The organism is Thalassospira sp. MIT1004, assembly GCF_001858545.1.
Taxonomy (GTDB): Bacteria; Pseudomonadota; Alphaproteobacteria; order Rhodospirillales; family Thalassospiraceae; genus Thalassospira; species Thalassospira xiamenensis.
Genome location: NZ_MCAO01000033.1, coordinates 406121 through 431349, shown reverse-complemented (window position 1 = coordinate 431349; position 25229 = coordinate 406121). Strand labels below are relative to the sequence as shown.

General features: G+C 53.2%; 24 protein-coding genes. 2 read left to right on the top strand and 22 right to left on the bottom strand.

The genetic code is table 11. From position 1 onward, the window contains the following. Window positions 1-52: 52 nt before the first annotated feature. From BC440_RS13575 to BC440_RS13495, 17 genes are all read right to left on the bottom strand, one after another. Window positions 53-1390 carry an HlyD family type I secretion periplasmic adaptor subunit gene (locus tag BC440_RS13575; RefSeq protein WP_063092203.1) on the bottom strand — a complete coding sequence of 446 codons (1338 nt, stop codon included), beginning with the start codon at window positions 1388-1390 and terminating at the stop codon, window positions 53-55. Next, window positions 1387-3135, bottom strand: coding sequence for a type I secretion system permease/ATPase (locus BC440_RS13570; protein WP_082822649.1), 1749 nt, complete (start codon window positions 3133-3135; stop codon window positions 1387-1389). The genes BC440_RS13575 and BC440_RS13570 overlap by 4 nt, the downstream gene beginning before the upstream one ends. 116 nt (window positions 3136-3251) lie before the next feature. Further along, window positions 3252-3980: a heme acquisition protein HasA gene (locus BC440_RS13565; protein WP_063092204.1), complete on the bottom strand. Its 729-nt coding sequence runs from the start codon at window positions 3978-3980 to the stop codon at window positions 3252-3254. Between the two features lie 182 nt (window positions 3981-4162). Beyond that, window positions 4163-6889: a TonB-dependent receptor gene (locus tag BC440_RS13560; protein ID WP_063092205.1), complete on the bottom strand. Its 2727-nt coding sequence runs from the start codon at window positions 6887-6889 to the stop codon at window positions 4163-4165. 195 nt (window positions 6890-7084) lie between these two features. Beyond that, complete coding sequence (locus BC440_RS13555; RefSeq protein WP_063092206.1) at window positions 7085-8011, bottom strand: DUF4880 domain-containing protein; 927 nt, start codon at window positions 8009-8011, stop codon at window positions 7085-7087. 104 nt (window positions 8012-8115) lie between these two features. Then, the gene (locus tag BC440_RS13550; protein WP_065701880.1) at window positions 8116-8625 is read right to left on the bottom strand and encodes an RNA polymerase sigma factor; all 510 of its coding nucleotides are present in this window, start codon (window positions 8623-8625) and stop codon (window positions 8116-8118) included. 233 nt (window positions 8626-8858) lie between these two features. After that, window positions 8859-9575, bottom strand: coding sequence for a tRNA (guanosine(46)-N7)-methyltransferase TrmB (trmB, locus tag BC440_RS13545; RefSeq protein WP_063092351.1), 717 nt, complete (start codon window positions 9573-9575; stop codon window positions 8859-8861). A 132-nt stretch (window positions 9576-9707) separates the two neighbouring features. After that, entirely contained in the window at window positions 9708-10880 is a 1173-nt protein-coding gene (gene metK, locus BC440_RS13540; RefSeq protein ID WP_063092207.1) for a methionine adenosyltransferase, read from the bottom strand. A 310-nt stretch (window positions 10881-11190) separates the two neighbouring features. Continuing rightward, the gene (locus tag BC440_RS13535; protein ID WP_037989098.1) at window positions 11191-11661 is read right to left on the bottom strand and encodes a helix-turn-helix domain-containing protein; all 471 of its coding nucleotides are present in this window, start codon (window positions 11659-11661) and stop codon (window positions 11191-11193) included. 99 nt (window positions 11662-11760) lie between these two features. Further along, window positions 11761-13341: an apolipoprotein N-acyltransferase gene (gene lnt, locus BC440_RS13530; RefSeq protein WP_063092208.1), complete on the bottom strand. Its 1581-nt coding sequence runs from the start codon at window positions 13339-13341 to the stop codon at window positions 11761-11763. Further along, a complete protein-coding gene (locus BC440_RS13525) occupies window positions 13334-14314 on the bottom strand; it encodes a hemolysin family protein (RefSeq protein ID WP_082242524.1) in 981 nt (326 codons plus the stop codon). The genes lnt and BC440_RS13525 overlap by 8 nt, the downstream gene beginning before the upstream one ends. Continuing rightward, a complete protein-coding gene (gene ybeY, locus BC440_RS13520; protein ID WP_063092209.1) occupies window positions 14311-14913 on the bottom strand; it encodes an rRNA maturation RNase YbeY in 603 nt (200 codons plus the stop codon). The genes BC440_RS13525 and ybeY overlap by 4 nt, the downstream gene beginning before the upstream one ends. Beyond that, window positions 14897-15991, bottom strand: a complete 1095-nt coding sequence (locus BC440_RS13515) for a PhoH family protein (RefSeq protein WP_063092210.1) — start codon at window positions 15989-15991, stop codon at window positions 14897-14899. The genes ybeY and BC440_RS13515 overlap by 17 nt, the downstream gene beginning before the upstream one ends. Continuing rightward, on the bottom strand, window positions 15988-17373 hold the full coding sequence (gene miaB / locus BC440_RS13510) for a tRNA (N6-isopentenyl adenosine(37)-C2)-methylthiotransferase MiaB (protein ID WP_063092352.1): 1386 nt from the start codon (window positions 17371-17373) through the stop codon (window positions 15988-15990). Before miaB ends, BC440_RS13515 begins: the two co-directional genes overlap by 4 nt. A gap of 144 nt (window positions 17374-17517) precedes the next feature. Then, window positions 17518-18420, bottom strand: coding sequence for a lysophospholipid acyltransferase family protein (locus BC440_RS13505; RefSeq protein WP_063092211.1), 903 nt, complete (start codon window positions 18418-18420; stop codon window positions 17518-17520). Then, on the bottom strand, window positions 18417-19208 hold the full coding sequence (locus tag BC440_RS13500) for a GNAT family N-acyltransferase (RefSeq protein WP_007088437.1): 792 nt from the start codon (window positions 19206-19208) through the stop codon (window positions 18417-18419). Before BC440_RS13500 ends, BC440_RS13505 begins: the two co-directional genes overlap by 4 nt. A gap of 165 nt (window positions 19209-19373) precedes the next feature. After that, entirely contained in the window at window positions 19374-19796 is a 423-nt protein-coding gene (locus BC440_RS13495) for a Fur family transcriptional regulator (RefSeq protein WP_007088438.1), read from the bottom strand. 195 nt (window positions 19797-19991) lie between these two features. Here BC440_RS13495 and BC440_RS13490 point away from each other — a divergent pair, with 195 nt between their 5' ends. Next, window positions 19992-20237 carry a sulfurtransferase TusA family protein gene (locus BC440_RS13490; protein ID WP_007088439.1) on the top strand — a complete coding sequence of 82 codons (246 nt, stop codon included), beginning with the start codon at window positions 19992-19994 and terminating at the stop codon, window positions 20235-20237. A gap of 103 nt (window positions 20238-20340) precedes the next feature. Here the strand turns inward: BC440_RS13490 and BC440_RS13485 are convergent, their stop codons facing one another. Both BC440_RS13485 and tsaB read right to left on the bottom strand, forming a co-directional pair. Continuing rightward, window positions 20341-20880 carry a GNAT family N-acetyltransferase gene (locus BC440_RS13485; protein ID WP_063092212.1) on the bottom strand — a complete coding sequence of 180 codons (540 nt, stop codon included), beginning with the start codon at window positions 20878-20880 and terminating at the stop codon, window positions 20341-20343. Next, a complete protein-coding gene (gene tsaB, locus BC440_RS13480) occupies window positions 20877-21695 on the bottom strand; it encodes a tRNA (adenosine(37)-N6)-threonylcarbamoyltransferase complex dimerization subunit type 1 TsaB (protein ID WP_063092213.1) in 819 nt (272 codons plus the stop codon). Before tsaB ends, BC440_RS13485 begins: the two co-directional genes overlap by 4 nt. 19 nt (window positions 21696-21714) lie before the next feature. Here tsaB and ddpX point away from each other — a divergent pair, with 19 nt between their 5' ends. After that, window positions 21715-22272 (top strand): D-alanyl-D-alanine dipeptidase, encoded by a 558-nt coding sequence (gene ddpX, locus BC440_RS13475; RefSeq protein ID WP_007088442.1) that lies wholly within the window; start codon window positions 21715-21717, stop codon window positions 22270-22272. 58 nt (window positions 22273-22330) lie between these two features. On the opposite strand, the gene ugpC is transcribed toward ddpX, so the two are convergent. Genes ugpC through BC440_RS13460 form a run of 3 tightly spaced genes read right to left on the bottom strand, consistent with a single transcriptional unit; the run spans window position 22331 to window position 25118 of the window. Further along, on the bottom strand, window positions 22331-23404 hold the full coding sequence (gene ugpC, locus BC440_RS13470) for a sn-glycerol-3-phosphate ABC transporter ATP-binding protein UgpC (RefSeq protein ID WP_063092214.1): 1074 nt from the start codon (window positions 23402-23404) through the stop codon (window positions 22331-22333). 5 nt (window positions 23405-23409) lie between these two features. After that, window positions 23410-24264, bottom strand: a complete 855-nt coding sequence (locus BC440_RS13465) for a carbohydrate ABC transporter permease (RefSeq protein WP_063092215.1) — start codon at window positions 24262-24264, stop codon at window positions 23410-23412. Window positions 24265-24266: 2 nt separating this feature from the next. Next, complete coding sequence (locus BC440_RS13460; protein ID WP_063092353.1) at window positions 24267-25118, bottom strand: sugar ABC transporter permease; 852 nt, start codon at window positions 25116-25118, stop codon at window positions 24267-24269. Window positions 25119-25229: the final 111 nt, after the last annotated feature.

The window sequence follows — 25229 nt, the reverse complement described above, 5'->3', positions numbered from 1 at the left end:
CCTTCAAAGCAGAAACGATTCGGGGCGTTCGATATCCGAAACCGGTGAAAAATTATTCTTCGCGGAACGCGCGGGCAAACTGATCGGTAAGTGGTTTGGCAAGATAGCTAAGTGCGGTGCGATCCCCCGTTGCGATAAAGGTTTCAACCGGCATGCCGGGCATCAGACCTTGCCCATCAAGTTTTTCCATCTCGCCACCGGCAATTTTCACCCGGACATTATAGTAGGTTTCGCCTGTCAGTTCATCGCGTGAAAGGTCCGCTGCCACAAAGGACACCGTCCCGGAAAGTTCCGGTGTTGTGCGCTGATTAAAGGCAGTAAAACGCAGCATCGCCTTTTGCCCTGGATGGACCTGATCAATATCGCGCGGGTTGGTTCGGGCTTCGATCACCAGCTCATCCTGATCAGGCACAATCCTCATGATCCGGTCCCCGCCCGCAACCACGCCGCCAATCGTATGTATCGTCATCTGATAGACCGTCCCGTCATAGGGGGCTCGGATGTCGACACGACGCAGTTGATCGCGCAACGCAACCTGCTTTTGCATCAATTCGGCCAATTGTTGATCAATTTCACCCAGTTCCGTCAGGACTTCTGTTTGGCGGTTCCGGTCAAGCTGCAGGATCGACATTTCTGTTTCCGAGATTTGCATGCCGGTCGCGGCAATCTGTGCCGTCAACTCCCCATGTTTGCCCCCCAGACTGGCGCGTTCACGACGCAATGCCGCAACACGGGTAATCGGTACAAGCTGCTTTTTGTAAAGCATTTCAAGCCCGTCAAGTTCATCGCGAATATGGCGGCTTTCTTCTTCATTGGCAGCTTTCTGGGCCTCAAGCCCGATGATCGTCTCCGAAAGCTGCAACAGTTTTTGCTGAAGCTGGTCCTTTTCACCCTCCAGACTTTTACGCCTTGCTTCGAATAGTTTTGTCTCGGCCGCAACCAGCTCAACGATTGCCAGGTCCTGCATACGGGCCTCGAACAAATCGGGCACAGCAACGATTTTCGCTTCGTTCCGTTCAGCAACCAGTCGCATTTTGCGTGCCCGCAAGGCATCGATCTGGCTATCGACAATGCCAAGGCTTGCGCGTGCCATCGTATCGTCCAGCCGGATCAGAAGATCACCGGCCTGCACCCGATCCCCGTCACGCACGTGGATTTCACCAACAATGCCTCCGTCAGGGTGCTGCACATCCTTCACATTGCTTTCGACCACCAGTTTGCCGGTGGCAACCACCGCCCCGGAAAGATTGGCCAACGCCATCCAGCTTCCCAAACCAGCAAACAATGCCAGCATCACGGTTACGCCAAACAGGGTATGTCGGCGCAAACTATGCATTGCAGGGCTGACGAATGGAGTTTTTGACGACGTGTGCGACTGTTTTCGGCTCATGCGCTTTCTCCGACCTGGCGCATGGTTTTGCGCAGAATGTCGTCACGCGCACCAAAGGCAATCTGGCGTCCATCCTGAATAACCATCGCCAGATTGACCGTTGCCAGTGCGCCGGGGCGATGGGCAATCATGACAACAATCGCCCCGCGTTGCCGGGCCAGACGGACCGCTTCGATCAGGGCCTGTTCCCCGGCACTGTCGAGACTGGAATTGGGTTCATCAAGGACAATCAGGAACGGATCACCAAACAGGGCACGCGCCAGCCCGATCCGTTGGCGTTGCCCACCCGACAAAATAAGCCCGCCACTTCCGATCAGCGTGTCATATCCCTTGGGCAGAGACAGGACCATGTCATGCACCCCGGCCAATTGCGCGGCCTTAACGATTGCCGCAGAGTCCACATCGCTACGTAGCCTCGCAATATTGCGGGCAACAGTATCGTCAAACAGATCGACGTCCTGCGGCAAATAACCGACATGCGCCCCCAGCCGATCCGGCTCCCAGTGATCAAGCTCCGCCCCATCCAGGCGGATGGTGCCATTCTGGATCGCACCAATCCCGACCAGTGCGCGACCGAATGTAGATTTCCCCGATCCGCTTGGCCCAATAATGCCAAGCCCGTCGCCTGCTTTCAGGAACACGTCGTTGATGCGCAGCAATACGCGCCCCGGTGCGGCCAGCTTTCCTTCCACCCGCTTTGCAGGGGCCCGAACGATCAGATTGGAAACATGCAGGCTTTGTTGCGGGGCAGGCAGTTCGAGGCGTTCAGACGTTTTTTGTGTGTCGGCAAAGCAGCGTTCAAGACGTTGGCGCGATTGACGGGCACCAACAAATCCGCGCCAGTTGCCAATCGCCTGTTCGACCGGGGACAATGCCCGCGCTGTCAGGATTGAGGCGGCAACCATCACACCCGGTGTGACTTCCTGCAGGATCGCCAGATACGCACCAAGTGCCAGAACGCCGGACTGCATCGCAAGGCGAATGACCTTGATATAGGCCGAGAAGGTCGAATTGACGTCACCGACACCGGTATTGTCTCGTAAATACCTGTCATTCAAACGTGCCCAATAGTCTGTGAAACTCGCCAGCATGCCCATCGCGAGAATGGCTTCGGCATTTCGACGCCCAGCTTCGACAAGATTTGCACGTGAAACGGCTTGGCAGTTCATCCGTTCAACCTGGCGACGGGTGGCAAGCTCGCCGATCAATGTCAAAATCACCAGAATGATACCGCCAATAAGGGCAAGAAAACCAAGCCAGGGATGAAAAGCAAAAACGATCCCCAGAAACAGCGGCATCCAAGGCATATCGCAAATCGCAATAGGACCCGCACCACCCAGAAACTGTCGGATTTGATCAAGATCGTTGAGCGGCCTTAAGGTTGCATTATCATTTCGCAGCACCTGATCAAGAGTGGTTGCCAGCGCCAACGGTCCGACCTGCTCATCCACCCGCCAGCCAATCCGCACCAGCATCCGCGCCCGAAGCGCATCGACAGTTCCCAGAAACAGATATAGCGCCAGCATCAGAACAACGAGCGCGACGAGCGTCGGCATACTGCGACTCGCCAGAACCCGATCATAAACCTGCAGCATGAAAAGCGGCCCGGTCAGCATCAGGATATTTGACACGCCGCTTAACGCCGCGACCGACAGGAACGCTCCGCGCACGGATCGAATGGCGGCCGCCAACGGCGAGAATACGGACGATTTGGACAAATGTTGCGAATGGACCTGTTCGAACACGCTGTTTCCATTCCGGAAAAGAAAAAGATAGGATGAGGTGGGCACCGCTGTTCCGCGGTGCCCTGCAATCAAAGACCTTGTGCCCGTTCCGCCGCCTGCGGAGCGGGCCGTCTTCGTTAAACGAAGTCGCTTGCGTCAAGGTCGTTGAAGTCAACACCAGTCAGGGTGATGGTGCCGTTGGCATGGGTAATGAGCGCATTGCCAGCACCATCATCTCCAATCGTGACCGAGTTGTAATCGATATCGAGAAGATCGGTGCCATCGGTGAAGTCGGTAACGGTGTCATCACCGAACGATGCCGAAGTATCGAACTCGAAAGTGTCTGCCCCGCCATTGCCAGTCAGGACGTCGTCACCTGCAAAACCGCCGATCACATCCGCGCCGGAACTGCCGTTGATTTCGACACCTTCGGAGGCAAAAACAGACTGCAATTCTGAACTGTCACCACCAAAAAGCGCGGTCAGGACCATACCAGTCTTGCTGCTGCTGAGGTCAAGGCCAGAAATATCGACCGACGAGTCGCTAAGATTGTAGTCGCCGCTAGAATCCTGAACCAACGTTTCCCCGAATGAAAGCTGATCAAGATTTCCGACAATCTGATGGGTGCTGATGTCATAGGTGAAGTCATCTCCGCCACCGGTCGTTGCAAGGAAGCCATCGGTGTAGCTTGATGAACTGTCTTCATCGCTGAGATAGTATTGCGGACCGTCAAAGAGCCCACCATTCAGAAACTCGCCGTAGTTGAACAATCCCTTGGAAAAGTTGGCGTCGAAATCTTCCAACAGACCATGCAGATCAACACCGTTTCCGGAACCATCTGCGTTCAGATCAATTGTAATAGTCATTTAGACATCTCCTGGTTTGTTTCCGCCCCAACCATTGGAGCAACATGATGAGGATGACTATTATTATCATCATGAGTCAACAAAATAATGTTTAAAATCAAATACTTAGTTGAAAGAAAGACAAACCTATCCGGTCAGGTCGATGACCTGACCGGTGATTGGCATTTTTCCTTTTAAGCGGCCTAGAAGTTGCCGCTGAGACTGATGATCGCGGTACGTCCCGGTGCCGGGGCATACGTTCCCCCGCTTCCTTGAACATATCCCTCATCGAACAGGTTATTGACGGCGAACCGCAGTTTCACGGCATCGTTGATGTCATAGGAACTGTAAAAGTCGAATACGCGGTACTTGTAATATTCGCCACCAACGGTCGAGAGACTTACCGACCCGACCTGGGAACCATAGTTTTCTTCCGGATAAACGAATGTCGCCCGCATTCCCAAGACAAGATCCTGATCGAAAAGACGGAACCCGCCGTCAAGCGTGTATTTGCGTTTGGGCGGCGCATAAATGCCAAACAATCCGCCAACTGTACCGTAAGTAGCTGCGTTCTGCGCTGCAGTAGAATAGGTGGTATCAAGAATGAACTGATTATAATTCCCGATCAGATCAATGTCCGATGTCGTCAACGTACCGCCAAAATAGTACTCACCAGCATCATAGAAGGCCTCAAGCTCCGTACCGGTCATATAGACAGGGTCACTAAGGTTGACCATGCCCGCCCCAACCGATGGCCAGTTCACTGACGGCAGTGAGGGCAAAGGCACGAAACCAACAGTCGTATAATTATCGATTGTTGAACGGTAGTAGGACAGTTTGGCTCTGAATCCATCGCCCTGCTTTATGACGTTATCGAACATGAAGTTGACACCAACTTCCTTGGTTTCAACTTCCTCAGCCTTGAGATTGGCGTTCGAAAAATAGGTAACCGGCTGATCACCGATATGCATGCCCTTGAACATGGCTTCCATAACTGTCGGCGCCCGCAGGTTTTCGCGATAGTTGGCAAAGAATTGCAGACCGGGGAATGGCGTCACGCTTGCACCAAAAGACGGCGAAACCCGGTCCTCCGACAAATCAACGTCCAAAGGTACGTCATTGCCGCTTCCGCACTGCTGTGATGTAAAACCACCGGGTAACGCTTCACACCAATACGAGTCACCTGTCAATTCGTAACGGTCGTAGCGAAAACCACCACTGATTTGAAACACGTCGTTCCAGCCATACGTCGCCGTTACATGTCCACCATAAACATCACGCTCCCCGGATGGGGTTGTTCCTTCTGCCTGATAGGCAGAACCTGATCCTCCAAGGTCCTCGACCTCAGAGGTTGTCTTTGCCCTGTCGTGAAAGAACTCGGTACCATAGTCAAAGCTAACCTTGCTCAGGCCATCACCCACTGAATATAGCTCGAACTTGCTACTGTTGGCCAAATCAAGCCCTGTCGTATCAAGCGTATAGTCCGTGTCGTAGGGGTTCTGGCTAACTGATCCACTGGTGTTAAATCTGGTTGGCCTGTATTGGTTACTTTCTGTTCGGGTCCAATAAACGTGCGTATCCAGATCGACCAAATCAGTCGACGGATTCCAGTTGTGCTTGGCGGTCAGGGTATGGGTTTTGGTTTCGTTCAGATCCGGTCTTGTATTCGTGACGTCGTTGGTTTTGGTGTAATTGCTTTTTGAGCCAACATACCCAAGATTCAGTTCCTGATCATCTGTAAGATGGACATTGGCTTTCACCAAACCGGATGTCTGGCGAAGGAAAGTGTATTCAGGTCTGGAACTGTGTACATCGTGATAATTGCCGTTTCCGTCAGTAAACAGGGCTGGATTGCGTTTCCCCGGACTATAGTCACCAATGACCTTCCGGCTTACCGCGGCTGAGATGTCAAACCTTGGCGCAAGCCTAACACCTCCAGCAGCATCGCCCGCAAATTCGTAATCATTCGTGCCGTGGCTGACATTTACCTTGCCGCCCCATTTTTCGCCATCATCAAGAATGTCTTGTGTATTGAGGGTACGCATTGTGACGATACCTGCAGAAGACCCGGCACCACCATTCTGGTTGAGATTGGATTTCTCGATCTCCACTTCTGCCAACAAAGCAGGGTCCAGATACACACGAGAAGATGTGCCATGTGTCATCTGATTATAGTTCTGACGCGCGCCGTCGATATTGACGTTCACACGCCCCATTTCCTGCTGACCGCGAACGTTGACTGTCAAACCGGGGTCACGCGCGTCATTGGAAATATCCACACCGGCAACATTGTTGAAAATCTCGCGCGCTTCGCGTACGGGCGACTTTCGCATACTTTCCTGGGTAATTACCGCTACCGAGCCCGGCGTTTCATACACTTTGTCCGGTACCCCATTAGGACCAAGCGCCCTTTCAGTCGCCGTTACGGTGACCGGAACAGTTATGATTGAGGCGTTACCGGCATCTTCCCGTACAGGATCAATGATGGAAATGGTTGTCGGATTGACGGCATTCCAGATCAAACCGCTTTGCGACAACATGCGATCAAGGGCTGCGCCAGCCGTCATATTCCCCTGGACGGCAACGCTTTGTGTACCGTCGGGCAATGTCCCGTCCACGGCAACATCGATCCCCGATACACGCGAAAAATTGACCAATGCCATGGCAAGCGGTTGTGCGGATATATCAAATGAGAGCATATCATTTGACAAGGTCACGCCCTCTTCAGCGACCTGCGCAATTTCAGCCTTGTTAGCCTGTTGCAATATTTCTGCGCCCCGGGTTTGAGCCCCCACGGCAAGCGGCATCAAAGCAATCATGCCACTGCCAACGGCTGTCAGGGCAATTGTGCGAACACCCCCAATAGGTGTACTGGATTTACGAATTATTTTGTTGGTGTCGACAATGCGACCCACCCCGTTCGAGAGCATTCTTTTTGTCTCCTGAGTCACGAATGCATATATGAATGAGATTGCGTCTCATTCATTATTTCGTTACTCAGTTAGACGAGGCTGAAATTCAGATATCTGATATTCATTGCATTTTTTGATAATAATTTTTATTATCAAAATATTCTGACCGAACCGAAGGATCATATCGATTGGTGATTTTGGAGTTTGAGAGGGTCAGGCGGCGCGAATGACCGTCAGGTAATCTGTAAACCGATGCACATTGATCGACAGAACACGAGCCAGAACCGGCAGAACATCCTTTAACCGTTCAAGGTCGACCACAAGGGTTACCGGGCGGGATTTGAGTTCTTCGCCGATGATCATGATCTTGCCGTTCTGCCAGCGCTGCAAAACGCGAACGACTTCGCCGAGCGGCCTCCCCATAAAGACGAGCTGGCCGTTCCGCCAGGCCAGCTCTGCCGAAAGATCAACCTCGTAAGGCCGCCCGATTTGCACATCTCGATAGCGCACGGCATTTCCCGCAGCCACTTGGGTTTGCGCGCCGCCAACACGAACAATCAACGGATTTTGTTCGGCGATTACCGTGACACCCCCATCATAAGCAGCCACGTCGAGCCTTCCGCCCCACGACCAGCTTGCGCCATGGGCAGCAGCAACAAAAAAGGCGTTGCCTGTTGCCGAATGATTGAACCATGCTTCGCCGCTATGGAGTTCGACACCGTTTATCCCGTCACGCGCGACGTAGGACATAACGGTATCGCTCGCCAGTTCGGCCTCAACACCGCCGGGAAGGGAAAAACTATGCCGTTCGCCGGTTACAGTCCGGATATCGGCAAAAGGGTGACGCGGGGAGAATGCCCAACCCGCACTGATGACAAGCGCTGCCGCCGTTCCCGTCATAAAGGCACGTCGACCGACCTTATTGCCTGTTGAAAGATTAAGGCTAGTACTGCCACTCCAAAGCCTTTCTATCTCTCCAAAGGCCTCAAGATGCGCCGCATCAGCCTCGACCCAGCGGGCGAATGCCCGACGGTCTTCTTCGGTTTCACTGCCATCAAGCAACAGTGCAAACCAATAGATCGCCTGCTCCGAAACCGTATCGGGCAGATTTGCAAGGTGATTTTCACCTGTCATAGCCATGAATGCCGGGTTCCGTGCGTCATTGATCAGATGGTGTTTGGGCGTATCACACAAACACCCTCACTATTGGGACGAACCTGAAGCGCATATTTCTGATCTGACATTCAAATTTTTTCCGATTTATCCATTGCCTCTTTGACAAGTGTCAGGGCACGGACCATGCGGCTAAACGCGGTTTGTGTTGGAATGCCAAGTTGTTCACCGATTTCGACGTATGTTTTGCCTTCAAGCCGGGCAAGAATGAAAACAGTCCGAAGGTTTTTTGGCAAAGCATTCAGTGAAGCCTGTAGATGGCGCAATTCCTGCCGAGACCATGCGATCTGTTCGGGGGACGGAGCGTCATCGGCAACGAATTCAAATGCTTTATCGGGTTCCTGAACGAAGGTCAGTATTCGTTCCCGCCGGAAATGATCGATCACCAGATTTTGGGCCGTCCTAAAAAGATAGGACTGGGCAAATTGCGGATCGGGTAGCGATGGTGTGGTCACAACCCGAAGGAAGGTATCCTGCACGATGTCGTCGGCCATGTGCCACGACAACTTCCGCCGCTGCACAAAATGCAGCAACCGGGAGCGATAGGTTCGGAACAGTATGTTGACATCCCAGTGTGTCACGGTTCGGACCTTTGGAATTATGCGCAGAAATTGTTGTTACCGGCATTTGGCACAAGCGATTTTGCGACAATGTCATATCAGTGGAACAACATAAAATATCGCACATGACAATCATTCTCAATTAAAATTTCAACTTATTGAAATTGTGTCGTTATGTTGTTCACGCAAAAGAAAACCCGCACACAACGAAAAGCCTTTGGTGCGGGTCAGATAACAATAGAAAACCGTGCAGATCAGGAACGCTTTTTACGACGAAACCGCAAATAGTTGCACTTTTTGCCCTGACGGAGTGCTTTTTGTTCATAACGGGTTTTGACCCAATCAACGGGCGGATTGCGCCAGTCTTCGGGGCTTTCAGCAAGCCATTCGAAATCCGGATGATTGTGCAGATGTTGCAGTGTCCAGGAAATATACTGCATATCGTCGCTGGCCACCCGGAACTCGGCCCCATCTTTGAGAAGACGCGCCAGCAATGCAAGGTTTTTGGGGCCAATGAATCGACGTTCAGCATGACGCTTTTTCGGCCACGGATCCGGGAACAGCAGGAATGCCCGATCAAAGCAGGCATCAACCAGCTTATAAAGCAGTGGTCGGGAATCGTCCGCAATGACCCGAACATTGGTCAGTCCGCGCTCATCGATATGGCGCAACAGGCTGCCAACCCCGTCCATAAACGGTTCAGCCCCGATAATCCCCGTCTGCGGGTTGGCCTGAGCCTGGCCCGCCAGATGTTCCCCCCCGCCAAAGCCGATCTCGAGCCAAAGCTGTTCCGGTTTCTCCGCGAAATAGCCATTCGGATCGACATCAGCCTGATCGGGATAGGTAATCCCGATTTTCGGCAACAGTTCGTCGACCAGCGCCCGGCGCGAATCCTTAAGAGGACGGCTGCCACGACGGCCATAAAAATTTGGACGATCCGGAGTTGGTAGCGGGCGGTTGCTGTTGCGCATTGTCTTATCTGTCAGGACGGGTTCGAAAAAGGGGTCCAAAATCAAACGAGCGGCCCCGGAACTGTATCGGGGCCGCCCGCCTCATATCATGCCACACGATTTTGGCAATTCGCGCGTTGGCTTTTCAGCCAATCAGGCACCGAATGCCGACTTAAGATCACCCACCAGATCGGTACGTTCCCAAGAGAAGTGACCATCTTCCTGCGGCTGACGACCAAAATGACCGTACGCAGAAGTCGGGGTGTAAATCGGACGACACAGCGAAAGATGTTCGCGAATGCCACGTGGGCTGAGATCCATCAACTGACGCAGCACACTGCCCAGCTTGATTTCATCCACATTACCGGTGCCATGGTTATTCACATAAAGAGCCAGCGGCTTGGAAATACCGATCGCATAGGCAACCTGAATGGTGCAACGTTCAGCAAGACCAGCGGCAACAACGTTTTTCGCGAGATAACGAGCAGCATAAGCAGCCGAGCGGTCAACCTTGGTCGGATCTTTACCCGAGAATGCACCACCGCCATGCGGTGCAGCGCCACCATAGGTATCAACGATGATTTTACGACCGGTCAGACCGGCGTCGCCATCAGGGCCACCAATAACAAAACGACCCGTTGGGTTGATGTAAATCTCGTCTTCGGCTGGCATCCAGCCTTCCGGCAGAATGTTCTGGATATAGGGCATAACAAGCGAGCGCACATCGGCCTGATTAAGGCCATCTGCGTGCTGGGTCGAAACAACAACCGACGTCGCCCCAACCGGCTTGCCATCTACATAGCGCAAGGTAACCTGGCTTTTTGCATCCGGACCGAACTCGGCTGATTTTCCAGAATGGCGGTCTTCGGCCATTTTGCGCAGGATACGGTGCGAGAACTGGATCGGAGCCGGCATCAGCTCGTCCGTCTCGTTGCAAGCATAACCGAACATAATGCCCTGATCTCCCGCGCCGAGGTCTTTTTCACCAGCGGAGTCGACACCCTGAGCGATATCTGCAGACTGTTCGTGGACGTGGCACTCAATCTCAGCAGTCTTCCAGTGAAAACCTTCCTGCTCGTAGCCAATGGCGCGAATGGCTTCGCGTGCAGCTTCGACCATGACTTCCTTGGAAACGCTTTCAGGACCGCGAACTTCGCCAGCCAGAACCACACGATTGGTGGTTGCCAGAGTCTCAACGGCAACGCGCGAATCTTCATCGGCGGCCAGAAACGCATCAACGATGGAATCGGAAATGCGGTCACAGACCTTGTCCGGGTGACCCTCGGAAACCGACTCACTGGTAAAAAGATATTCGGAAAGAGACATTAAAACCTTCTCCGGTAAAAAAGGAGTTCCAAAACTGGACCGGAGGGCATCGGTACAAGTTTGCACCAATTGCGCCCACTTAGCCTTTTTTAACGTGGTGGCAAGCGGTCCAAATCCGTCCACGTATTCAATCGGGCTTATCACCCAAGCTGCGGTTTTGCCCCAATGACATTTTAGGGTCAAGAAAGATCGACGCATAAGCGTAACGCGCCTGACGCATTTCGGCCAGAAACTCGAAGGAAACAAAGAAAAAGCGCATCTGCAACTTTCTGGCAAATGCGCTTTTTGAAATCATAATTTCGGGTGTCTTCTATTTCGCATTTTCGTTATCGGCAACAAGAATGCCCATCGATTTAACCAGCTCGAAAACACGCTTGCGCTGGGTCGGATCGGTGATCCGATAATATGCACGTACCAGTTCAAGGGTTTCACGGCGGTTCATCGGATCATTATCGAACGGATCCGGGCTTTCCGACATTTCGCGACGCTCATGCACGGATTTCGTCGAAATCTCGTCAGGCATATCATCAAAGAAGAATGAAACCGGTACTTCCAGAACGCGCGACAAATCATAAAGGCGCGAAGCCCCGACACGGTTTGCACCGCGTTCGTATTTCTGGACCTGCTGGAATGTCAGCCCAATGGCCTCACCCAGTTTTTCCTGGCTCATACCAAGAAGGGTTCTGCGCAACCGAACACGTGCACCGACATGAATGTCGACGGGGTTAGGCTTGCCATTTGCGGTCCGGCCCCGACCTCTACCACGGGTATTCTTGACCATCGTGTTTTCATCCTTAGGCGACATTTTGTGTTGTCCTTCTCTCACTCCGACCTACCCGCTCTTATTTTTGGTGGGACAATCAGGGAGCGGTTCGGTGCTTCACACAGCCGCTTTAAGGGACTTGAATAACCTACTATATCCCAAAACGAGAACGGCTAGAAAGGTTACAATACCGTAAAATAGAATATCGCGCCACAAATAATATACTGTAGTATGGTTATACACCCCCGAAAGGGTGTGAGTCATGAATCCCTCTGTTCTTAAGGGGAGTTTTGCCAATTCCCGGCCATATGCGTCATACATCACTGATACGCCGGTATAGGCCGCCCGGACCATAGGTCGACCTTCTTCAATGCTGCGGAACCGCGCTGCTGCCAGATGCTGATAGGGACCAGCACTTTTGCCAAACCACCCGTCATTGGTCACATTAAGCAGCCATTCAGGCTGATTAGCATCGTCAATAACATCGCCCGGGAAAATAACCTCGTAACATATCAACGGCGAAAAACTCGGCATTCCGGCCACGTCAAGCGTCTTTGGCCCTTCACCAAATGAAAAATCCGTACGCCCGGCAGTCAGCTTCGGGATCGGAATCCATTCACGGAACGGCACATATTCGCCAAATGGAACAAGGTGAAACTTGTCAAAACTCGCAACAATTTCTCCTTTGCTATCAAGAACCTGAACGGCGTTCCAAACCTTGAAGTCATCCGTATCCCGCGGATAAGTTCTTGGTGCTCCGGTAATCAGGATATCATCGGGCCCAAGAATCGATGCCATCTGCAACCTGCGAACAGGCTGCGCTTCCACAAAGAATGTCGCAGCCGTTTCCGGCCAAATCACGATACGTTTGCGATCAGATGACATATCAACCGGACGACGCGACAATCGCAGCAATTTGGCAAAATGCTGATCCTGAAGTTCGGGAATCCATTTTTCACGCTGAGGAATATTGGGTTGGACAACCTGAACCACTGGCAGATCATCGGAAACGGTTGCATCCGCCGTTGCGGGACCAATCAACGCCAAACGGATCGCACCACCACCCCAAAGCAGAACCGCAATCATGATACCGGCCATCGCACTTATTCTGCCAGCGCGCCCGGCAATAACCGTTGCAGGTAGCGTCGAAAACAACGCCGTAATGACGGATAATCCGTAAACACCGACAACCGAGGCAAATTGCATTGGTGCCGGATCAAAAGCCCAGACATGCGCCAGTAAATTCCACGGAAATCCGGTCAACACATGACCGCGGACGAATTCCGCCACGGCCCAAAGAGTTGCCAGCATTACGGCACGACCAATAATTTCTCGCGTCAACCGGCAGCTCGCCCAAACAGCAACCATCGGGAAAATGGCGAGCCCCCCACCAAGTCCCAAAAGAGCGAACGGAATCATCCAGCCATAGATTTCCGGCTCAACCAGAAACGCATGACTGATCCAATAGAACCCAGCTGCAAAATGCCCGGTACCAAACCACCAACCGGCGGAAAGCGCCCCCTTGTTGCACTTAACCCCCTCAAGCGACCAGAGCAGTATGGCAAAAGCCACCGGCAAGGCCGGCAAAAAGAAGAAAGGCGGTAACGCCAAAACCGCAACCGCCCCAGACACCAACCACAGGAAGCGCCTGCGCCAACCCGAAAGGTTGGCGAGGCGCACCGCCAGTCTGTCAATCATTCGATGATCCCTGTTTGGAACTTTCGTCACTGATCTCGGCCGGTTCGGTCCGGACCAGATGAATACGCAAACGCCGAATTCGGCGCGGGTCGGCATCAAGGACTTCGAACTGGATACCGGACGGATGTTCGATCAGTTCCCCACGCGCAGGCACACGCCCCGCAAGCGAGAAGACCAGCCCGCCCAATGTATCGATATCTTCGTCCTCGTCTTCATCCAACAGGCCGAATCCCAGCTTTTCCTCAAGGTCTTCGACCTCGTAGCGGGCATCGGCGATATAACAGCCATCGGAAAGCCGGATCAGTTTCGGTGTCTGATCAATGTCATGTTCGTCATCAATCTCGCCGACGATTTCCTCGACCAGATCCTCGATCGTGATCAGCCCGTCAATGCCGCCAAACTCGTCGACGACCAATGCCATATGCGTTCGCGACAAACGCATTTCGGACAGAAGATCAAGCACCCGAATGGCGGGCGATACGAACAACACCCGACGCAAAAGGGATTGTAGCTTGAATTCCTTGCCGGCAGCGACACAGCCCAGCACATCCTTGATATGAACCATACCGGCAATTTCATCGAGGGACTCGCCATAAACCGGTAGTCGTGAATGAGCTTTTTTCACCATCACGTCAACAAGCTCGTCAAGCGTGATGCTTTTTTCGACCGCAACGATATCGGCCCGCGGAATCATGACATCCTCGGCCGTCATATCGCGGAGTGCGATGATATTTTCAAAAAGTGATCGTTCGTGAAGCGAGACGGGCTCGTCATCTTCTTCACTGCGCTCGGCAAGTTCTTCAAGTGTGTCGGAAAGCGATGCCTCACCATTCCTTGGCTTGCCGCGCTTAAGGCCTAATGCCGATGCGACATTTCCCCACAAGGATCCGTTATCGGAGTCCTGACCATTCTCCCCGCCCTGGCGAGGGCTCGTACTCTCGTGGTCGTCGTCGCGCTGACTATTCTCGTTCATTGTCCTGTTTCGATATCTTGATCTTCAATCGGTTCATAGGGATCATCGATCCCCAGTGCGGCAAGAATTTGCCGTTCAAGTTCTTCCATCTCTTCGGCTTCATCATCAACCATATGATCATAGCCGACAAGATGTAGCGTGCCATGTACAATCAGATGAACAAGATGATTTATCAGTGTCTTGTTCTGTTCCGAAGCTTCACGTTCGCATGTTTCACGTGCAATGACGATATCACCCAGCATCAGGGGCATATCGGATGACATCATGAAAGCTGCTGCATCATCCGCACTTTCAAGCGCTGCGAACGATAAAACGTTGGTCGGACTATCCTTGCCGCGATAATCACGGTTCAATATCCGGACAGACGCATCATCGGATAACCGAACACCGACCTCAACCACCGGCGCAATACTTAAAAGCGATGCACCATCTCCTTGGTCGGGTGTGCCATCGGCTGGAGCCGCATCTTCTTCCCAAAGCGCACCGTCACGCACAGCGCCATCAAGGGCGGCACGCACAGCATTTTCAATCGCATCAATGTCGGCCTTGGTCCAATTGCCCGCTTCAACATCAAGGTCCAGATCAAGCGGTGCTGTCATCGCCCTGATCCTCGTCTTTGATTCCGCGATAGCCTTTTTTCAGTCTGTCCCGCAATGCATCTGCCGCGTCATAAGCCTGAACAATCTTGGTGACAAGCGCATGGCGAACAACGTCGCGCTGATCAAACTTGATCGTCGCGACACCTTTGACATCCGCGATGGTTTCAAGCGCATCTCGCAGACCCGATTTTGTGCCATCGGGCAAATCGACCTGAGTCAGGTCACCCGTCACCACCATCCGCGATCCTTCGCCGAGACGGGTCAGGAACATTTTCATCTGCATGGCTGTCGTATTCTGTGCTTCGTCCAGAATGACAAAGGCATGGGCCAAAGTACGGCCACGCATAAAAGCAAGCGGGGCAACTTCGATCTCGCCACTTTCCATTCGCTTGATCACGACGTCGCCAGGCAAGGTGTCATGCAGCGCATCATAAAGCGGACGCAGATACGGATCTACCTTGTCCTTCAGATCACCCGGCAGGAAACCAAGCCGTTCGCCGGCCTCGACCGCAGGACGTGACAAGACGATACGATCAACCTGACCCTGAATAAGCGATTGGACCGCCATTGCGACCGCCAGATAGGTCTTGCCGGTTCCGGCCGGACCAATGCCAAAGACCAGCTCATGATCAAGCATGGCCTCGACATAATCCTTCTGGCGTTTGGATCTCGGCGAAATCCGGCGTTTTTTGGTCTGGATGGTCAGACGCGACCCGCCAAACATATCTTTGGTCTGCCCGGTCCAGGGGTCAGCTTCGTCGGGTTCGGACAAACGGATGGCACCATCAACCGTTTCGACATCGACATGATCTATTTCCTTGTCGCGCAAGCGCGCATAAAGCTGACCAAGAACCTTTTTGGCCTGGGCTACTTTGGGACCTTGCCCGGCAAGGGTCACAACCGATCCACGACTGGAAACCTGAACCCCGGTACCTTCGGAAAGGCGGGTCAGGTTTTCGGCCTGCGGCCCATATAAAAGCTGGGCAAGTGCATTATCTGCAAATTCGATCTGGTCGGTGTCTTTGGTCGAAGACTTGGCTTTTGCCGTGTTTTTTGCCTTGGCTGAAGTGGCAGTCACGCAATTTTCCTTTCAGAATCCCGGTTTTGAACCGGGGCATCGACCAGTTCACCGCCAAGGGAATTAGGCAGTGCTTCGGTGATTTTCAACCTTACGATCTGTCCCAATGCGGATTCTGGCAAACCGCTGACATGAACCGGCTGCATATAAGGGCTTTTTCCGACAAGCTGTCCTTCAAGTTTGCCGTGGCGTTCCAGCAGGACACCCATTTCCCGACCAAGACAGTTTCGGTTGAATTCAAGCTGCTGCTCGGCGAGAAGCGCCTGAAGACGCATGATCCGTTCGGTCTTTACCGGCTCGGGAACCTGCAGTTCCATGGCCGATGCCGGAGTGCCGGGGCGCGGGCTGTATTTAAAGCTGAAAGCCTGAATGAAGGTGATATCGCGCACCATTTGCATCGTGTCTTCGAAATCCTTGTCGGATTCGCCGGGAAAACCCACGATAAAATCAGACGACAGCGCAAGATCAGGGCAGGCATCTTTGAGTTTTGTAACGATTTCGCGATAAGATGCGCCATCATGCTTGCGGTTCATCGCCTGCAACACACGATCCGATCCTGCCTGAATGGGAAGATGCAAAAACGGCATCAGTTTGGGAAGGTCACGATGGGCTGCAATCAGGTCATCATCTACATCGCGCGGGTGCGAGGTTGTGTAACGAATGCGATCAAGTCCATCAATCTCGGACAATTCGCGTAACAGACGACCAAGCGTCCATTCGCCGCCATTCGGGCTGTCGCCGTGATACGCATTGACGTTCTGACCCAACAAAGTGATTTCACGGGTGCCCTTTTCAACGAGCTGGCGGGCTTCATTGATGATATCCATGCCCGGTCGGGAATATTCGGCACCACGGGTATAAGGCACAACACAGAAGGTACAGAATTTATCGCAACCTTCCTGAATCGCCAGAAAGGCCGAATAACCCTGTCTTGAAACCTGTTGTGGCAGGTGGTCAAACTTTTCCTCGGCCGGGAAATCGGTATCAATGATGCGATCACGCCCGACTGCGCGATTGGCGCGCGCTACCATTTCCGGCAAACGATGATAGGTCTGCGGCCCGAACACCATATCGACCATCGGTTCGCGACGCATCAATTCCGCACCTTCGGCCTGCGCAACACAACCGGCAACAGCGACAATCATCTTGTCCGTGCCATTGGCTTCCTTGGCTTTTTTGTGTTTACGAATACGGCCAAGATCGGAAAAGACCTTCTCAGCAGCCTTTTCGCGGATGTGGCAAGTATTGAGGATAACCATATCGGCACCTGCGGCATCGTCGACCGGCTGGTAACCCAGCGGCGCCAATACGTCCTGCATGCGCTGGCTGTCATAAACATTCATCTGACAGCCATAGGTTTTTACAAAAAGCTTTTTCGTCACACTCACTTCTGGATCCGTTTTCTGCTTTCTCGAATACGCCGAAAAGCGGTGTGAAAGCTCACACCGCAGACCGGACATCTTCGATATCTGAAATTCCGGTTACATGAAACCCAATTCACGCAATCGGATCATACGGCAAAACGGTCAGGAGCCGAACTGACGATCCGGTCCGAACAGACGAAAATCTTCGGAAACAATGGCCAGCGGCGAAAAGCCAATCAGATCACCGGTACGTCCATTATCAATCAGCGGAACCGGAACCCCCTGATGCATGCCGGTCAGTGCTGCATGATGTCCACGCGCAACAGCTGTTTCACACATCCGGGAAAGTTCCTTGCGCGACCCGGCATCGGCCAAGGTCACAGGCGGATGAACAACCAGCTCAACCGTTACTTTGCCAAGAGCCAGAAACTGCCACAAATGCGGCGCCAAGTCCATATCACCGTACCAGGAATAGAAAGCACGCAAATCGCGTCCGATCGGTGCTCCATCAAGACGGGTAGCCGCAATCGAAACCGGCTGGACTTTTACCTGCGATCCATCGGGCAGGGTGCGTTCGGCAACACCGAACAAAGTCGATTTGAACGGCAGCACACGGTTGCCATCGTTGCTTGTGCCTTCCGGGAACAGGATCAGTTTGTGCCCATCGGCAAGACGCCGGGAAATCTGGTCATTCTGCTCGCGAGCGCGGGCCGGGCGACGCTCGACAAAAGTGGATCGCTGCAACTTGGCAAGCGTTCCGAAGATCGGCCAGCTGGCGACCTCGGTCTTGGCAATGAAACTGCCTCGAACCAAGGCCCCCAGCACCGGAATATCGAGATAGGATGCGTGGTTGGCCACAATAATACCCGGACCGTCCATCAACTCTGCCCCGGAAACGCGAAGCTCAATATGAAGGATTTTCAGGCAAAGCGCATGATAAAACCGCGGCAGATCATCGGCCAATCGCAGTCGAAATGCAATTGCCATCACCTGAACCGGGATCAGGATCAAAGTCAGCAGGGCATAGGCCAACAGCCGGATGGCTGCACACGCATAACAGTTCACGATACCCTCGCGGTCCGCTCATAATGCTTGTAGTAACGATCCGTTACCTTTTCCGTCGGTAACACGATGCAAATGTCGGTGGTATTAAACTGATGATCAACCACCGCACCGTCACCGACGAAACCACCCAATCGCAGATAGCCCTTGATCAATGGCGGCAGATCGCGAAGCGCCTGTCGTGCATCAATTGCATCAATCGTCGTGCGCGCCATCGGCTCGTACCGGCCTTCGACTGCGCGAGGTCGCATTTCTTCGGGTGCCAGATGATTGTGATGCAGATAGGTCAGAACATCGCCAAAGGCATCCGGATCGGTGCCATGGAAAGATGCGCAGCCAAACATCAGCTTGATATCGTATTTGAAAACATAGGCAGCAATTCCCTGCCAGAGAAGTTGCAGGGTCGGCATCGTGCGATAGGCTTCTTCAACGCAGGAACGACCAAGTTCCATGATCTCGCCGCTGCCTTGTGCCGCATCAAGCATTGACTGGATGTGGTATTCATCAGCGCTGTAAAAGCCGCCATGCTGATTTGCAACCGACTGACGCAGCAGGCGATAGGTTCCGACAACACCGTCTGGTCCCTGACCGCGATTGTGATCGATTACCAGCAGGTGGTCACATAAAGGATCATAATTGTCAAAGTCGCGCTCGGCCGCAGCCATTTCCGCGCTGGGCTTTGCCCCGCGTTCCTCATAGAACACCTTGTAGCGAAGTTTCTGACTGGCGAGGATTTCGTCCTCGGTTTCGGCGAGGCGCACCTCTAACCGCTGCTGTCGATCGTCGCTCATCGCAACTCCCTTTCGTTCATCTGCGCAGATTTTGCGCAAGTTTCGCGTCAGGGGCGAGTGAAGGCTTTGTTAAGAACGCGTAACAGGAATATGAAAAACCACCCGCTCAGCATGAACGGGTGGCTTGAAATCTGCGATTTTCGCAACCGTATTGTCAGAAATCGGTTACTTTTCGTCCTTCATCGGAACGCCGTAAAGCTCCAATCGATGACCGACAAGCTTGTAACCAAGCTCTCTGGCGATCTCTTCCTGCAACTTTTCGATTTTTTCGTTCGAAAACTCGATCACGTTACCTGATCGCATATCAATCAGGTGGTCGTGGTGTTCCTCGGTCAATTCCTCGTAACGTGCACGGCCATCACCGAAATCGTGTTTTTCAAGAATATCCGCCTCTTCAAACAGGCGAACGGTCCGATAAACGGTTGCAATCGAAATCTTCGGGTCAATTTCGGTCGCCCGGCGATAAACGAGCTCCACATCGGGATGATCTTCTGATTCCGACAGGACCCGGGCAATCACCCGGCGTTGGCCGGTCATTTTCAAACCCGCGTCGATGCACTTCTGCTCGATGGTTGATTCTGTAAGCATAGTCTTGTTTCTCGTTTCCGGTTCCGCCTGTCCCCAGCCAGGATGCTCCCAGGCTTTTGCTCTCATGTGGGCTAAATATCGAGAAAACTGTCACATATCGCAAGGTACAAATAGCGATAATTTGTTCTCTCCAGCTTGCCTCCAGCCCGATGAAACGCTACTTCACGTTTCCGGTGCCCAATCAGGAGACAGCATATGGACGACATCACGCCCGATCATAAGATCGACATCACAAAGGATGTCTGCCCGATGACATTTGTTCGCACCCGACTGAAACTTGAAACCATGACACAGGGTCAGGTTCTCGAAGTAACACTAGGCGCTGGCGAACCGTTAAAAAACGTTCCGCGTTCTGTCACCGAAATGGGCGACACCGTCATTGACCTTGTCGAACTTGCCGACGCACCGAACACATACCGTTTAACGATACGAAAAGGTTGAACAAATCCCGCGCGTCGTCATCAAGGCCTAGACTATAACAGCTTGACGGTCAAAACCACACATTTGATGTGGATATAGCGAAATAGAATACATCCAGCTTGCATTAATCGCCCCAGCCCAAAACACAAGCACCAAGATCACGCTCCATAACCAGCGCATCAACCTCACGCCCGGACTTCCGGCGATAGTATCTCTTGCGCCGCCCGATCTCGGCAAAGCCGCAATCACGATAAAGCGCAATCGCCGGTGCGTTATCATCGGCCACTTCCAGTAAAACCCGCCCGACACCGGTTTCGCGCAAGCGATCAAAGGTCGCAGACAACAGTTTTCTGGCAACGCCGCGTTTACGCGCTTCCTTTGCGACAACGATGGTATTGATTTCCGCCTCGTCCAGCACTGCCTGCATCTGGATAAAACCAAGTGGGATATCAAGGCGGTTTTCCGCCTCATTCCCCGGTGCAAAGGCCAGAAACCCGAAGGCCCCAGGCACATCAAGCAGTGTGATCATCTCATCCGCCGACCAGCAATCCTGATCTTCGAACCCTTCAGCATGAAGCGCACTTGCAACATTGCAAAACGCCGCAGTCAGGGGAACGACTTCAATCCCGTCTTCAACTTCCGGCTGGTGGGATGAAGCACTCATTCCTCATGTACCGGCTTGTTTTTTGCCGGTCCCTGATCCTCGATCCGGCGCGCATCGGGTGCACGTAGATACATTGGCACAGGCGGCAGGTTTTCATCCGTTCCCCAACGCGCCGCTGCAATCCGCGCCACATTCCCGGCTCGCGGTAGCCCCGGCGTCGTGCAATCATAAAACGCATCCGGCGCGTGGGCAGCCGCAGTCAAAAGGCGCGGGGTAGCATCGCCGGCCAGAAGCGTATCGCCCGGTGGAGCCATCATCAGAGCCTGTCGGGGTGCAACACATTCCGGCGCACTGAGCGGGCGCTTCTTGCCATCAAAGGCCTGGGCAAAAATTTCGTTCCGCTTGCTGTCGAGTGCCACCAGAATATTTCGTCCCTGCTGATCACGTTCGGAAACGCCATAGGCCACCGCCTCAAGCGAACTGACACCAACCACCGGAATTTTACGTGCTAGCCCAAGCGCACGCGCGGTCGCAAGGCCGATCCGCATACCGGTAAAAGCGCCCGGTCCGACGGTGACGGCGACACCATCAACCTCGTCAAAGGTGATTCCCGCCTGATCCAGACTTTCGGCAATAAACCTCATCAGGTTTTCTGCCTGCCCGCGTTCCATATCCTCATAAAGCTCGCCCTTGACCTCGCCATTGACCAGCACGGCAGTTGAAAGTGACGTTGACGCGGTGTCGATAGCCAAAAGCGTTGGGCCCGTTTTTTCAATGGCCCCGGATGACGTTTGCGGTGCGATCTGATCTGCGCTATGGGGATTGTTACGCAACTGACCGGTCAGCATTTTTTTGATGTAATCGGTAAACGACAAGAACAGGGGGCCTCCGGCAATGGCGCTGGTCGAAATTACGCCACAAGAATATGATGTCGAAATTGATATTGTTTATGCCACGGATCGCAATTTCACCGGGGCACCGATTTATTCACGGCCTGCCTGCTATCTTCATCGTGATGCGGCGGACTGCCTGAAAAAGGCTGTCGCCATGGCGCGACGTCACGGTAAACGCATTCGTATTCTGGATGCCTTCCGCCCACAAGAAGCCCAGCGGGCTCTTTGGAACCATACACCCAATCCCGATTTCATCGCCAATCCCGATCTTGGATCGCCACATGGCCGTGGTGTTGCCATTGATCTAACGCTGTTGGACGCAAACGGCAAGGAACTGGATATGGGGGCAGGGTTTGATGAAATGCATATCCGGTCCTATCATGGAGCGGACGGGCTTTCAAAAGACGCCGAGGCCAACCGTTTGCTGCTTCTGGGCATCATGGTTAGTGCGGGTTTCGAATATTACAGCCACGAATGGTGGCATTATCAACTGCCTAACGCACGCAGCAATTATCCCCTGTTTTCCGACAGTTCCCTGCCGCAAAGCATGATGAAATAATTGATTGGGCAACAAAGTTGCCGGACCAACCGTAATAAGCACGCGGTCGGCCCGGTTTCTATAGTACGGCCTGACCACTTTCCGGATCAAACAGCGATACACGCGCACCATCAATCATGATCCGGGCATCACTGCCGGAACTGAAATGCTGTTCGGGGCCTGTACGGGCCGTAACCTCCGCCCCGGCGACGGCAAGACGGACATATTGATCAGGCCCGGTCGGCTCTGCCAGAAGGACCCGGGCATTTGCACCAAAATCATCAAATACAAGATGTTCCGGCCGCGCGCCCAATGTCATGGGGCAGCCGATAAGTTCACGGGCGCGGCCGGGCAAATCTACCAATGGCAATTGGCCCGATCCCCCGTCAAACGCAATTCCGTCACCCACCTGAACCAGTTTGCCATCAATGAAATTCATGGTCGGGGCACCGACGAAGCTGGCGACAAACCGGTTGGCCGGTCGGCGATAAACATTTTCCGGTGTATCAGCCTGCTGGATAGACCCTTTGTCCAATACCACAACCTTGGTTGCCAGCGTCATGGCTTCGATCTGATCGTGGGTGACATAGACAATGGTCCGGCCAAGCCGTTCATGAAGACGTTTCAATTCAACACGCATATCGGCACGCAATTTGGCATCAAGGTTCGATAGAGGCTCGTCAAACAGGAAAACCGATGGTTCGCGCACCAGCGCACGGCCGATCGCCACGCGTTGCTGCTGCCCGCCGGACAATTGCGACGGTTTGCGATCCAGAAGCGGGGTGATTTGCAGAAGTTCACCAATGTCATCGACACGCTTTTCGATATCGGCCTTGGGCATGCCACGCATTTTAAGGCCAAAACCGATATTCCTGCGCACCGACATGGTCGGATAGAGCGCATAGGACTGAAACACCATCGCGATATCGCGTTCATCAGGCTCCAGTTCCGTGACATCCCGCCCGGCGATGTGGATTGATCCGCCGGTGACGGGTTCCAGACCGGCAATCATGTTCAAGATCGTCGATTTGCCGCACCCCGACGGCCCTAACAGGACCAGAAACGCACCATCCTCGATTTCGAGATTGATATCCTTCATCACGGTCAGACCGGCATAGGCCTTGGTCACACCACGTAATTCAACGCCGTTCATGTCCGTTATCCTTTCACTGCACCAGCCGCAATTCCGCGAACAAACAACCGCCCCGACAGCAGATAAACAGCCAATGTCGGAAGCGCCGTCAGCATGGTGGCAGCCATATCCACGTTATATTCCTTCTCGCCGAACTGCGATCCGACAAGGTTATTGAGCGCAACCGTCATCGGTTGTCCGGATCGCCCACCAAAGGTCAGGCCCAACAGAAAATCGTTCCAGATATATGTGAACTGCAAAATCATCGCGACACCGAGGATCGGCAACGAAAGGGGCAACATGACATGCCAGAACAAGGGCCAGAAACCGGCTCCGTCAATGCGGGCGGCTTTCAGCAGATCCTGTGGAACGGTTTTGAAAAAGTTACGAAACATCATGGTGGTAAAGGCAACGCCCCATATGACATGCACCAGAACCAATCCCGGAATGGATCCGAATATTCCCAGTTCGCGCACCATGATGATCAGGGGATAAAGTGTTACCTGTGGCGGGATGAACATGCCAACCAGAAGGGCAGCAAACATCAGATTGGCCCCGCGTATTTTCCACGCTGCCAAGGCATAACCGGTAACCGCACCAAGTCCGACCGAAAGGAAAAGCGCCGGAATGACGATTTTGACTGATGTCAGGAAGGAGGATGACAGACCACCGCAATTTCCGCCTGCGGTTTGGCTACAATCGCCAGACCATGCTTCGCGCCACGCGTCAAAACTTGGTTCCACCGGCAGGGCAAAGATGCTGCCATCACGAATTTCATCCATCGGTTTAAGCGATGTCGACACCATGATAAAAACCGGCGCCAAAATCATCAGGGCAGCAATCCCGAGCAGTCCATAAAGCGCAAGACAGTTAAATCGCATGGTCAATGCCCCCCACCGTCGCGTGCTTTGCGCAGTTCAAAATGGATATAGGGCGAAATGACTGCAATCACGGTACAAAGCAATACAAATGCACCGGCCGCACCAAGGCCAAGTTCCTGCCGGTTCAGGATATGATCGACCACAAATTTCGCCGGCAAATCCGATGAAAAGCCGGGCCCGCCGCCGGTCAGGGCAACGACAAGGTCATAGGCCTTCATGACAATCGCGCTCATCAGGATGAATACGGTAAAGAATACGGTGCGCATCATCGGCGTAATCACATGCAGATAGACCCGCCAGACCGGAATGCCATCCACCCTTGATGCCTTCCAGATATTGGGATCGACATTACGCAGCCCTGCTAGAAATAGCGCCATGCACAGCCCGACCTGCTGCCAGATTCCGGCAATGGCAAGGGTATAGATCGCCCGGTCCTGACGCACGATCCAGTTGAACTCAAATGTAGTCCAGCCCAGTTCGCGCACAGCATCCTGAAGCCCCAAACCCGGATTCATCACCCATTGCCAGATGACACCTGTCACGATGAAAGACATCGAAAGCGGCAGCATGAAAACCGTGCGAAACATGCCCTCGGCCTTGATCCCGCGATCAATCAGAATCGCCAGCAAATAACCGAAAACGATACATCCACCGATAAACAGGAAGCCATGAATGGCAATATTCTGCATTGCCGTCCACCAACGTTCATTGGCGAACAGGCGCACATATTGGTCAAAGCCGGTAAATTTATAGACCGGCAACAGACGCGACCGCGTCAGCGAAATCACAAAGGTCCAGATAATAAAGCCATAAAAACAGACGATGGTAATCGTCATGGCAGGGATCAGCGCCATTCTTGCCGTCCATTGCGGACGCCAGCGCCGTCTGCCGTCGTGCGAAGTTTTCAACGCACCCTGTGCCGGTTCGGCCATAAGTAATCTCGCTTCTTTGTAAAGGTGCCGCTG